At 53.0% G+C, this 12,035-nt stretch carries 13 protein-coding genes; 8 read left to right on the plus strand and 5 right to left on the minus strand.

Annotation, left to right across the window (positions count from 1 at the left end; genetic code table 11):
- Window positions 1-2 precede the first annotated feature (2 nt).
- The 3 genes from CLV80_RS15985 to CLV80_RS15995 are packed head-to-tail and all read left to right on the plus strand — an operon-like array spanning window position 3 to window position 1,811.
- Window positions 3-611, plus strand: coding sequence for a dihydroxy-acid dehydratase (locus tag CLV80_RS15985; RefSeq protein WP_106358942.1), 609 nt, complete (start codon window positions 3-5; stop codon window positions 609-611).
- A gap of 43 nt (window positions 612-654) precedes the next feature.
- Window positions 655-1,428, plus strand: a complete 774-nt coding sequence (locus CLV80_RS15990; RefSeq protein ID WP_106358943.1) for a DUF6478 family protein — start codon at window positions 655-657, stop codon at window positions 1,426-1,428.
- Window positions 1,429-1,448: 20 nt separating this feature from the next.
- Window positions 1,449-1,811, plus strand: coding sequence for a hypothetical protein (locus CLV80_RS15995; RefSeq protein WP_106358944.1), 363 nt, complete (start codon window positions 1,449-1,451; stop codon window positions 1,809-1,811).
- Between the two features lie 82 nt (window positions 1,812-1,893).
- Here the strand turns inward: CLV80_RS15995 and CLV80_RS16000 are convergent, their stop codons facing one another.
- A complete protein-coding gene (locus tag CLV80_RS16000) occupies window positions 1,894-2,730 on the minus strand; it encodes a DUF481 domain-containing protein (RefSeq protein WP_106358945.1) in 837 nt (278 codons plus the stop codon).
- Window positions 2,731-2,859: 129 nt separating this feature from the next.
- The gene (locus tag CLV80_RS16005; protein ID WP_106358946.1) at window positions 2,860-3,795 is read right to left on the minus strand and encodes a LysR family transcriptional regulator; all 936 of its coding nucleotides are present in this window, start codon (window positions 3,793-3,795) and stop codon (window positions 2,860-2,862) included.
- A gap of 160 nt (window positions 3,796-3,955) precedes the next feature.
- On the opposite strand from CLV80_RS16005, the gene CLV80_RS16010 reads away from it, so the two are divergent.
- The 3 genes from CLV80_RS16010 (at window position 3,956) to CLV80_RS16020 (ending at window position 7,851) form a co-directional block, all read left to right on the plus strand.
- Window positions 3,956-5,980, plus strand: coding sequence for an NADPH-dependent 2,4-dienoyl-CoA reductase (locus tag CLV80_RS16010; RefSeq protein ID WP_106358947.1), 2,025 nt, complete (start codon window positions 3,956-3,958; stop codon window positions 5,978-5,980).
- Window positions 5,981-6,121: 141 nt separating this feature from the next.
- On the plus strand, window positions 6,122-7,027 hold the full coding sequence (locus CLV80_RS16015; RefSeq protein ID WP_106358948.1) for a LysR family transcriptional regulator: 906 nt from the start codon (window positions 6,122-6,124) through the stop codon (window positions 7,025-7,027).
- 83 nt (window positions 7,028-7,110) lie between these two features.
- A complete protein-coding gene (locus CLV80_RS16020) occupies window positions 7,111-7,851 on the plus strand; it encodes a GGDEF domain-containing protein (protein ID WP_243394602.1) in 741 nt (246 codons plus the stop codon).
- A gap of 4 nt (window positions 7,852-7,855) precedes the next feature.
- Here the strand turns inward: CLV80_RS16020 and CLV80_RS16025 are convergent, their stop codons facing one another.
- From CLV80_RS16025 to CLV80_RS16035, 3 genes are read right to left on the minus strand one after another with little or no spacing between them, the layout of a single operon-like run.
- Window positions 7,856-8,836, minus strand: coding sequence for an OmpA family protein (locus CLV80_RS16025; RefSeq protein ID WP_243394603.1), 981 nt, complete (start codon window positions 8,834-8,836; stop codon window positions 7,856-7,858).
- Window positions 8,837-8,840: 4 nt separating this feature from the next.
- Window positions 8,841-9,563: a GNAT family N-acetyltransferase gene (locus CLV80_RS16030; RefSeq protein ID WP_106358949.1), complete on the minus strand. Its 723-nt coding sequence runs from the start codon at window positions 9,561-9,563 to the stop codon at window positions 8,841-8,843.
- Complete coding sequence (locus tag CLV80_RS16035) at window positions 9,560-10,282, minus strand: competence/damage-inducible protein A (protein WP_106358950.1); 723 nt, start codon at window positions 10,280-10,282, stop codon at window positions 9,560-9,562. Before CLV80_RS16035 ends, CLV80_RS16030 begins: the two co-directional genes overlap by 4 nt.
- Before the next feature lie 41 nt (window positions 10,283-10,323).
- On the opposite strand from CLV80_RS16035, the gene sfsA reads away from it, so the two are divergent.
- Complete coding sequence (gene sfsA / locus CLV80_RS16040) at window positions 10,324-11,025, plus strand: DNA/RNA nuclease SfsA (protein ID WP_106358951.1); 702 nt, start codon at window positions 10,324-10,326, stop codon at window positions 11,023-11,025.
- Between the two features lie 54 nt (window positions 11,026-11,079).
- On the plus strand, window positions 11,080-11,952 hold the full coding sequence (gene map / locus CLV80_RS16045) for a type I methionyl aminopeptidase (protein ID WP_106358952.1): 873 nt from the start codon (window positions 11,080-11,082) through the stop codon (window positions 11,950-11,952).
- Window positions 11,953-12,035: the final 83 nt, after the last annotated feature.

A 12,035-nucleotide genomic window follows, 5' to 3' on the forward strand; every position in this document is an offset into this window, starting at 1 on the left:
ACATGATCCGTTTTATTGCGGGGATAGCAGGCGTGTTGGTAATGTCAGCTTGCACGACTGTGTCTCCGCAAAAATCCATTGCATTGGCGGGCGGCGATGTCGTCGCCCGTGCCCCAGCTGGGTTTTGCGTCGATGATCACGCAAGCCGCCCAAGCGCTGACTTCGCAGTGATCGCGCCCTGTGCAACCCTGGGTGCCGACCAAGCCCTTCCCAGCGCAGTTGCACTCGCCACTATCCAAGTTGGTGCCGACGGGTCCGGGACCGTGACAGGGTCAGAAACCGATATGCGCAACTTTCTCCAATCCGAAGCCGGCGCGATATTACTTAGCAACGCGGGCGACAGCAGCACAGTAAGTGACGTTTCCACACAGATATCTGACGGTCGCGTCACCGTCGCGTTTAACGACACCGCACCACATAGTATGGGCGGGCTACAGGACAAAGAATGGCGCACATTTACGGACGTGAATGGCCGACTTGTAACCGTTGCCTTACGCGGATTATCTGCTGCTCCGCTCGATGACAGCACAGGAATTTGGTTGTTAAATGCTATGGCTGTTGGGATCGCTCCGGCTGTTCTTATTCAGGCAACGCAAACTTCCGATATCTAACAGATTTCATGTTACCTTAGGGCGATAAGGAAAGGCTGCGGACATGGCGATCAATCCAACCGGCGTTCTTGGGCGGTTAATGCAGCGGCTTTCACTGGCACGTTGGACGGCTGCAGCACGCAATGCGCCGAATGCGGAACTGTCGACGCTGCGCGCGCTACGCCAAAATGCGCGACAGCTTTTGATCCCGCTCCAAGAACTTAGCTATATCGCTGAAGATAGGCTCGCTCTGCCACGAATTGGGACCAATACTTTCACACGCCCCGCAGGCACTGACTGGTCTTGGCGCCCAATGGCGTGGCGTGCAGGCCTTTGGAAACGTGGCCTTGCACCAGCATTAAACCGTGAAAAAATTGGTAGTGAAGTCGGCATCTTTCACGACTGCAATCAGCCCGAAATCAGCTTAACCCAATACCGAAATCTGCGCGCTGATGACCTTGCTGCCTACGGTCTCATGCTCGAAGTGTATCACTTTGGCGGTAGCTTTCTGTCTTTGGTTGTTGATCTACCCACCGCCGCATCCACGGGACTGAAAAAGCGGCACGTCATCCAGTTATCGGCGGTGATTGAACGCGAAACACCCATCAATATTTATGCGCGCCTAAACGTCAAAAACGGGCCGAATACCGAACAGATATTGCTAACCCTTCCGTCAGACCAACGCGAAACGATGGCCGAATTCGATCTTGCATACACGCAACTGAATGAAGCCCGAACCGAAAAAATATGGATCGACTTGCTGTTTGAAAACCCGAACATGAACAAAGTCACAATCCGCGACTTAAACATATGCCGCTATCCACGTGCGGAAATCTGAATGCCCCGCAAGGAGCCATTATGGCCAAATTTACACTAACCAAAACTCGACTTATTGCTGGCGTCTGGGAAGGGTCCCTGAAAGCAGAAGGGGCCGAAAAACCTGATTTGGTCGTGACCCATCAAGGCGAAACCGTTGATAGCCTGCAGCTTGAGCCAGAAAAAGAAGGTGTTTGGCGTGTCAAAATACCAGTTCCCGCACATCTCATCAGTGACGGCGTTCAGACATTCATCATTAGTGACAATACCGGCGACACACTAGGCAGCTTTTCCTTGCTGTCGGGCGAAGCTCTTGCCGAAGATATCCGTGCAGAGGTCGATCTGCTACGTTCTGAACTGGACATGCTAAAACAAGCATTCCGTCATCATTGCAGTAACGGTTAAACGTAAACAGATGGCGGTTTTCACCGCCATCTGCATCTCCCCCGATCGTTCGCTCAGAGGCTTGGGAACGCTGATCAAATGATCAGTTGAAGTTGTAGATCACCGAAACGCCCAGTGTGTTCACACCTTCGGACAGGTCAGCATCTGTTTCGCTGTTGAACGAGGTTGTGTAACCTGTACGCAGCGACAGAGTTTCTGTCATTGCGACGTTCAGTGCCAGTTCGTTGACCAGTGTTGTCGCAGTTTCCGAATAGATCACATCTGTGTCGTTCGTGATGTAAGTCGCGTCAGACAGGCTCTTGAACACGTTAGATGACACAGAAGCAGCTGCTTCAGATACGTCTTCCATGTTCACACGCTTTGCTGTGCGGTAACCTGGGCCTGCCTGAACAGACCACTGTACGTCAGCAGCGTTGTAGATACGGTAACCAAGACCAGCACCCACAAAGATGTCCTGCTTAAAGTCGCCGTCAGTGTCAGCCATGTTGTCAAAACCAGCTTCCAATTTGCCGAACGCAAACAGAGTGTTTGTCAGGTCACGACGGTAATCGATACCCGCAAGCAAAGTGTCTTCTGTTTTGACGCCATCAGTTTCGCCGTAAGCAAGGCTAGCTGTCAGGTCGATACCGTTCAGGCCGTCATATGTGCCGTAACGCAGGCCAAGACCGACATCGGTTGTTGTGCCGTCGTCATCTTTTACAGATGTACCACGAAGCGCGACCGAACCATAAGCACCAAGCTCACGACCTTCGTTACCGAAACGGCCAAGATCCCGCTCACGGTCATCTTCAATGTCTTCTTCCAGATCATCAACAGCATCCGCTGAGGCGTCTTGGTTAGTGAAAGCAGTCGTTTGTGCTGCACCAGCTGTTGCGATGAAGCCGCTGATTACAGCGATGATAAATACGTTGTTTGTCATGGGGCTATCCTCTCCCAAGAAGGTGACCCGTCCGGTTCAAGGAACGGGAGCATCTCTGCTGAGCGGATATCTAGCGGCAACCCGTCAATAAGGAAAATTCAAAATAATCATGCTTACCATGATTATTGCTTATTCATGATCGTGAGGCTCTCCGAGCACTTCAACCTCGTGATCCTCACTAATGTCACGCAGCTGGGCCAGTACCGCCTCGCCATCGGCTTCAGCGACATCTGTAACACTGTGTAAAGTCTGCGCCGCAACCTTGCGAATTTCTGGATCTACGTCGTCGCGCCAAACAGCCCACACTGGATAGGGAAAGCGCGGCGCATCCGGGACCAAGAACAACTGTCCGGCATCAATGTACTTTTTGACATAGCGCGCCGGCAGATATGCCGCGCCCTGCCGATTGACGATATATTCCGCCGCCATCGCACCCAACGAAAAGGTAAGTCCGGGGTTTGTCAGCTCTGGCAGGGCTTGCGCATGCGCACCCACAAATTCAGGCCCCCAATCGACAAAGACATAGCGCCCGCCCAAATCCATCGTCGGATTTTTCCATGACGCCACCATCACCAGTTCTTCTTCTAATACTTGTTCGGCCACCAACCCCGGCCGCAGCTGTGGCATATAAAGCAGTCCGACGTGCATGATCCCTTCGATCAAAAACCGAGTAAGCCGATCCGGCATCCCCAGTTCAGCGCGGATATTCAGGTCTGGCATTGTTTCTCTTAGCCCGTCGATCCAACGAAAGCCCATGCGCGGCCAAAGCGAATACTGTGCACCGATTGTAAGACTGCGGGTAAACCCTTCGGGGATGGCGACTTGCTGACGGGCTTCTTCCCAAACGCGGATAATCGACAACGCATAGCGTTCAAACTCACGTCCGGCGTTGGTCAGCTCTGCCCCTGCCTTTGAACGGGTGAACATCGGCTTACCAAGTGAATCCTCGAGCCGCTGGATACGCAACGAAACCGCAGATTGCGTCACATATAGACGATCCGACGCAGACACGAACGATCCTGTCGCTGCGACCTCTAGAAAGGTTTTGAGCAGGGTAATATCCATCGGTGCCATCCATGTCGCTTTTTCATCTTAACAGCATTCATATTTGGTCTTGCTCGCGAAACAACCGATGAAATTTCGCGGAACGGATATATCTTACGCCACGTACAGGATGACGTGCGCGTCAGCTTCAGTCATGATTTGCCCAAATGGGAGGCACGCAATGACCGATTATCCACATCTTCTCGCTCCGCTTGATCTGGGCTTTACGACACTTAAGAACCGCGTGCTGATGGGGTCGATGCACACTGGCCTTGAGGAAACGAAAGACTGGAACCGCGTCGCGGAATTCTATGCAGCGCGTGCGCGTGGTGACGTAGGTCTTATGGTGACTGGCGGCATGGCACCCAACCCCGAAGGCGGCGTTTTCCCCGGCGCGGCTGGCCTCTACACGGACGAGGACATCGCAAACCACCGCATCGTAACCGACCGTGTCCATGACGCTGGCGGCAAGATCGCAATGCAAATCCTACACGCTGGCCGCTATGCCTATAGCCCCAAATGCGTCGCCCCTTCGGCAATCAAATCGCCGATCTCTCCGTTCCCGCCGACCGAACTGGACGCGGAAGGAATTGAAAAACAGATCAGCGACATGGTCACCGCCGCCACCCGCGCCCAAGAGGCCGGCTATGATGGCGTTGAGGTCATGGGGTCCGAAGGGTACTTCCTGAACCAATTCTTGGTCACCCATACGAACAAACGCACTGACGAATGGGGTGGATCATATGAAAACCGTATGCGTCTTCCCGTCGAAGTCGTCCGCCGCGTCCGCGAGGCCGTTGGCCCAAACTTTATTGTGATTTACCGCCTATCCATGATCGACCTCGTGCCAAACGGGTCCACATGGGAAGAAGTCGTTCAGCTTGCCAAAGCAGTCGAAGCCGCAGGTGCCACGATCCTGAACACTGGTATCGGCTGGCATGAAGCCCGCATTCCAACGATCGCAACATCGGTCCCGCGCCGCGCCTTCACTTGGGTCACCAAAAAGCTGATGGGCGAGGTTCAAATCCCAATCATCACATCCAACCGTATCAACATGCCTGACGTTGGTGAATCTGTACTTGCCGATGGTTGCGCAGACATGGTCAGCATGGCCCGTCCGTTCCTTGCCGACCCTGATTTCGTCGCCAAGGCAGCCGCCGGCAAACCCGCTGAAATTGCGCCATGCATCGCATGTAACCAAGCCTGCCTTGATCACACATTCAGCGGCAAACTGACGTCGTGCCTTGTGAACCCGCGCGCATGTCACGAAACTGAACTGGTTATCGAACCCACCTCAAACCCGAAGAATATCGCAGTTGTCGGCGCGGGTCCTGCGGGGCTATCCGCGGCCCTAACCGCAGCAGACCGTGGGCATATGGTGACAATTTTTGACAAATCCACAGAACTTGGTGGCCAGCTAAACATGGCAAAACAAGTCCCCGGAAAGGAAGAATTCTGGGGTCTGGTGGATTACTTCCGCACAATGGTCGAAAAATCGAACATTTCTTTGGAATTGGGCACAACCGCCACACCAGAAACGCTCGCTGATTTCGACGAAACGATCATCGCAACAGGCGTTGCCCCACGCGATCCGTCCATTCCGGGCCAAGACGGGCCAAATGTCCTGTCTTATATCGACGTTCTGCGCGGCAAAGCCGAGGTCGGTGAACGCGTCGCGATCATCGGTGCAGGCGGCATCGGATTTGACGTTGCAGAATACCTTGTGACCGACGAAAGTCCGACGGAAAACCTACAAGAATGGCTCGAAGAATGGGGCGTCGGCGACCCCGAAACGACACGCGGCGGATTGCGGGCCGAAGGGCCACAGCCGGAACCCGCAACGCGCCAAGTTACTCTGCTACAACGGAAATCTGAAAAACTTGGCAAACGCTTAGGCAAAACAACAGGGTGGATTCACCGCGCTGGCTTGCAGATGAAAAACGTCGAAATGGTTGGCGGAGTAAACTACGAAAAAATCGACGCCGAAGGCCTGCATGTGACGCGTGGGGAAACCCGTGAAGACCCGCATGTCATTGCGGTAGACACTATCGTAATGTGTGCAGGTCAAGTCCCGGAACGTAGCCTTGCCGATCAACTAATTAGCTTAGGTAAGACAGTGCATGTAATTGGCGGCGCAGACGTCGCGGCAGAATTAGATGCAAAACGTGCAATCAATCAAGGCACGAGGCTCGCCGCCTCATTGTAACCGAAGCACGAAAATTCGCTTCTAACAAGCAATTAACCTGACTTAACAGGTCGGATACCCCGGATTTGTCAGGCATTGGTCCCATTCCTGCCTGATTTCCCTCGCTATAAAAGCATGGAAATTAGAAGTTTAGGAACACATATGGATCGTCTGACAGAAATGGAAGCCTTTGCCACGGTCGTCGACCAAGGTGGCTTCACAGACGCCGCCAAGAAAATGGGGATTTCAAAGTCCGCTGTTTCTAAACATGTTTCTTCACTCGAAGCACGTCTTGGTGCGCGCCTGCTTAATCGGACAACGCGCCGCGTTAGCCCAACCGAAATCGGGCTTGCCTACTATGATCGCGCACGACGTGTCCTAAACGATGCGGGCGAGGCAGACGCGCTTGTCACCTCTATGCAATCAGCACCATCTGGTTTGTTGCGGATTAGTGTCGCCACCGATTTCGGGGTTAACCATCTATCTCCCGTGTTGGGCACGTTCCTAAGCGAATTCCCGGACATCACGGTTAACATGGTGCTGAACAACCGTTACGTCGAACTGATCTCCGAAGGCTTTGATATGGCCGTGCGGATTGGCGAGCTGGAAGACAGCACTCTGCGTGCACGCAAGCTGACCGAAACCACGCGCCGCATGATCGCAAGTCCTGCATATTTCGAACAATATGGTCGCCCAGAGAAGATCGACGATCTGAACGATCACAAGCTGTTGCACTATTCAAACCAAGCGAATTCAGCGGTGTGGAAACTAACCGCGCCGTCCGGCGAAAAACGGCAAGTCCGCACAGCTGGTTGGCTGACAGTCAACGACGGCCAGTCATTGCTAAACGCCTGTGTGGGGGGACTTGGCATCGCGTATCTTCCGTCATTTCTATATGCTGATGCGATGCGCAAAGGTTTGGTCGAAGAGGCAATTCCAGATCTGCCTGTGGAAACGCAAGGCATCTACGCGGTCTATCCGCCGGGTCGTTTCACCCAACCAAAAGTGCGCGCTTTCATTGACTTTTTAGCACATGCGTTTGCCGACAAAGGCCCCAACGACTGGTAGATTGTTGTGATTTTCGCACATCATTAACACGGCCTTAATGATTTCGCCATTATTGTCTGCCTCCTATAAATTGGGGGCCGAACATGGAAAAACTGATGCGCATTTTGGAACCGCACAGCGCCATTGCGCTCTTCGGGCGATTTGCGGTTGCAGTGGGCCTCATCACAGTTGCCAATTACATTTTCGCACGATTTCAAAGTGCTATTATAATTGATGACAGATTCTATCACCTTAAACACGCGATTTTCGTCGGCGGACCATTTGCACTATTCGCATTATCGATCATGATGTTTCAGGTACGACTACAACGCAAACTATCACTATTATCGCGTAAAGACGGCTTAACTGGACTAAACAATCGTCGCACCTTTTTGGAATGCGCTGATCGGCGCCGTGAGGATCGCAATACGGGTGCATTACTTCTTCTTGATGCAGATCACTTCAAGCGAATTAACGACGCTCACGGGCATCAAGCCGGTGATATTTGTCTCCAAAGCATCTCAGAAACACTCCAAAGGAGTGTACGTCAGGATGATGTTGTTGGGCGGATTGGTGGCGAAGAATTTGCGATTTTCCTCTGCAACGCATCCATCCAGCAGGCACAGATTATTGGGGAGCGACTGACTAAACCAATTGCATTCCACCCGACAGACCACAGCACAGAAGCAAACCTGAGCGTTACACTCTCGGTTGGAGCGGTCGAAAACCGCCCCGACCTATCATTAAGTGCACTGCTCGCTCAGGCTGATCAAGCGCTATACCGCGCCAAAGCTGACGGGCGCGCGCGCATTGTCGTTTGGAACGATCAACTGGTTGTTCACTAAATGATCACTCTACTGTCGAAGTGATAATCACCTCCACCCGGCGGTTTTCTTCGCGACCGTCTTCGGTCAGGTTCGTTGCTATTGGTGAGAGATACCCCATCCCTTCTGCCTCTAATTGCGCACGGCTGATTCCATATTCTGCAACCAACCGTTCAAGAACTGCACCAGCGCGCCGTTTGGACAGCGCGATATTCACATCTAGGCTTCCTGATGCATCGGTGTGACCCACGAGCGCCACTTTACGATCCGGAAATTCATTTAAGTAATCAGCCAACGCTTCTAGCGACAAAAACCTAATGTCAGAAAGCCGTGATGAACCGGTTTCAAATGATAGGTCAGCAAGAACAGCCCGCCCGACATCATCAAGCTGAGCGCGCAAAGATATATCACCTTGCCCTTCAGCTGCGCGCAATGCCGGACCCGAAGCAGCGGACACTGGAAGGGTATCTTCCGATGCAGACCCTACATGGATGACCTGTACGTATCCCGCTTGCGCGGTTCTGCTTATAAATAGCGTGATGTATTCTGGGCCATCATCCCCAAACCGTCTTGCCGAAAGAAACCGGAAGTCGCCGATGTTGATTTGCATCTCAGGCGGTGGCAGCGCCACTGTTTCAAAACGGAAATCGAAGCCCCCGCAAGCTTCGGTTTGGCATTCGAAAATGATCCTATATCGATCGTTGCGCAGTTGTTCGCGCAAAGGTCGCAATAGCTGAAGCGTGGTCAGCGCTTGCGCGTCGATCCTCCAGGCTTGCTTCGTCAGTTTTCCTTCGGCATTTTCGATTGGCAGCACACCGTCAGACCAAATACCGATCGGCACGGCATAGCTGTCCAAAGCATTCAATTCTTCAAGCTGAAGTGTCGCGTTACTTGGGAAATTCAGCGTTTCGGCCCCACCAACAGTCGCCACGGATACAGCCAAACCCGCCAACAAACAGGAACGGAAAGATCGCACAATCGTCAAGGCAGATATGAAACCGTTCAACGGGTTACTCCGGTAAGATCCGATAGTGATACTGTCCCACAAGGGTCATACCAAGGGAAGCATAGAGCGCATTCGCAGCGTCGTTTTCCTGCGTTGTGACCAGTGTCAGATATGTCGCGCCTTGCGCCGATGCCCAATTAGCCGCAGCACGTGTAAGGTCACGCGCAAGTCCCATACGACGATGCGTGTTTGCGACCTCTAGCGCGTGTATCATTGCGCAATCGGCAGCAACAGCGACGTATCCGCTTCCTGCGGGTGTATCCGCTATACGCCCCAGTACCGTTGATTTTGGATGCCGCGCACGATCCATAATTGCGATCCGCCCAGGGCCAATTCCACCCGCAGCCCAAATTTCAGACTGCACTGCAAGTGGTGGCCAGACATCCAATGTACGCTCAACATCGATGGTACCTGCAATACTACCGACCTCTGCCGCGTACATGTTCACCGGATCTTTGATAAGATAACCGCGCGCGCCAAGCAGATCATCCAAGTCACTTTCACCCTCACGGATCATAAAAAGCGGGCGCTGCCCGCCGTCAATCATGGCATCTTCGGCAATTTTGATATCACCAGCTTTGTATGGCAGCTCAGCAGTTGCCGCGTTTACACGGCTACTGTTGCTCTCATCTAACCGCACTGTCCACGGGCCCAGTGCCTGTTTGACCGCTGCGGGCCATGTGCCATCGATAACGGCATATAGTTTTTGGGCCGTTGGAAAGCTCATACAGAAAATACCTTTTTGAGTGCCCCCAACGCTTCATCCAACCGGACGGTATCTTGCCCGCGCAAGACCAAATTCGTTCCGTAAGCACCGTCTTTCTGAAACGGGTACGACCCGACGGAAAGATCGCTGTATTCCTGCGCAAATGCAGTCAAAGGCGCGGCAACGTCGCCCTCCCCCCGCATGAGCGGCAGGGTCCGTGATTGCACCGGCGCGCCCCCTACAAGTGTCGGTAAAACAGAAGCGACCATCGCCTGAAACACCGAAGGTACCCCCGCCATCACGTGCACGTTGCCAAGCGTGAACCCCGGCGCAATACTGACAGGGTTATCAATAAGTGTTGCACCATCGGGTATGCGCGCCATCCGCAGCCGTGCTTCGTTTAGTTCTTTACCAGATGCGTCATAATGTGCCTGCAACAGCGCACGCGCGTCATCACGAACATCGACATGCACATCAAACGCGGCCGCGATGCAATCGGCAGTGATATCATCATGCGTTGGCCCAATGCCCCCACTTGTGAAAACATAGTCGTTCGCAACCGAAAGCGCCCGAGCGGCCGCAATGATTGCAGTGCGATCATCGCTTACGACACGGACTTCGCAAAGATTAATACCAGCTGCCGTTAACTGCCCTGCAAGGTAATGCATATTTGCATCGCGCGTACGGCCAGAAAGAATTTCGTCGCCGATAACAAGCATCGCAGCAGTTGGGTTGGGCATTGCGGTTCTCCTATAGTGATAATCAGGTTATAGGGCGCGCTATGGAATTTGCCACGCCTCTTATCCCCGCACGTTTAATCCGCCGCTACAAACGGTTCTTAGCCGACGTCACCTTGCCAGATGGCAGCGAAGCCGTTGCACATTGCGCCAATCCCGGATCAATGATGGGCCTTGCCAAAGAAGGTACCAAGGTCTGGCTTGAACCCAACGACGACCCCAAGAAAAAGCTAAAATATGGCTGGCGCTTAGTAGACCATGAAAACGGGCATTTCACCGGCGTGGACACATCAATACCGAATAAAGCGTTAAAAGCAGCGTTGATGGCGCATCAGGTACCTAGTCTACCGCCTTACACTCAGGTCCGGTCCGAAGTAAAATACGGTGAAAACAGCCGTATCGATTTTCTGTTAACAGGTGAAGGCCCCGACACATATGTCGAAGTCAAAAGCGTCACGTTAAACCGAACACCCGCATTGGCTGAATTCCCCGATAGTGTCACTGCGCGTGGCGCAAAGCATTTGCATGAATTATCGAATATGGTTCGAGAAGGGCATCGGGCTGTGATGTTCTATTTGGTCCAGCGGACGGACTGCAACACAATGTCTTTGGCCGCTGATATTGACCCGACTTACGCCCAAGCCTTTGCCAACGCAAAGGCGGTAGGTGTGACCAGTTTGGTGCAAACCTGCACGATTAACCCGCAAGAGATTAAACTTGGCTCTCTGATCCCGATGGTCCCCTAGAAACTGATCATCAAATCGCCTATGTCGCAGATAACACGATAAAGGATTACGACTGTGGACACGAACAAAGGCCGCATCACCAAAGATGGCATCCGCATTTATGACGCGACCGACTTTGCGGGCATGGCCACAGCAGGTGCGCTTGCTGCGCAAATTCTAGACGATATTGCACAGCATGTTCGTGTCGGCCAAACGACCGGTGAATTGGACCGCTTGATCACCCAAATGGTCGATGATGCAGGGGCCATATCTGCGACCATCGGCTACAAAGGCTATCAGCACGCAAGCTGCATTTCAGTGAACCACGTCGTTTGCCACGGTATACCTGGCGCGGCCATCCCTAAGGGCGCCAGTGAAACGGTGTCCAAAGATCTCGAAAAACGCCGCGGCGATGATAAGCTAAAGGCGGGTGACATCCTTAACATCGATGTCACCGTTATTGTCGATGGTTGGTTCGGTGATAGCAGCCGAATGTATGTTGCGGGCAAGCCAAAACCGATTGCAAAAAAGCTGATCGATGTAACTCATGATGCGCTAATGCTCGGTATCGAAGCCGTTAAGCCGGGCAACACTTTTGGTGATATCGGGCACGCAATTCAGACCTACGCCGAAGGCCAAGGCATGTCGGTTGTCCGTGATTTCTGCGGTCACGGGTTGGGGCGCGTGTTTCATGCCCCCCCAAACGTCGTGCACTTTGGGCGCCCCGGTACGGGTCCGAAGCTTGAGGAAGGCATGTTCTTTACCATCGAGCCGATGATCAACCTTGGTCGGCCCTATGTCGAAGTATTGCGCGATGACTGGACTGCCGTGACGGCGGACAAATCCTTATCAGCACAGTTTGAACATTCCGTTGGTGTAACGGCAAATGGATGCGAGATTTTCACAGGTTCGCCCTCTGGTCGTTTTCACCCAACATTCAACGTTTAAACCGTCTTTTTTGCGAATGACTTGCAACTAGCAGGCAACACCACTATATAATTGGTGTCGCTAGCGGTGGCACCCTTCCCCAA

This window comes from Yoonia maritima (assembly GCF_003003285.1).
Lineage (GTDB): Bacteria > Pseudomonadota > Alphaproteobacteria > Rhodobacterales > Rhodobacteraceae > Yoonia > Yoonia maritima.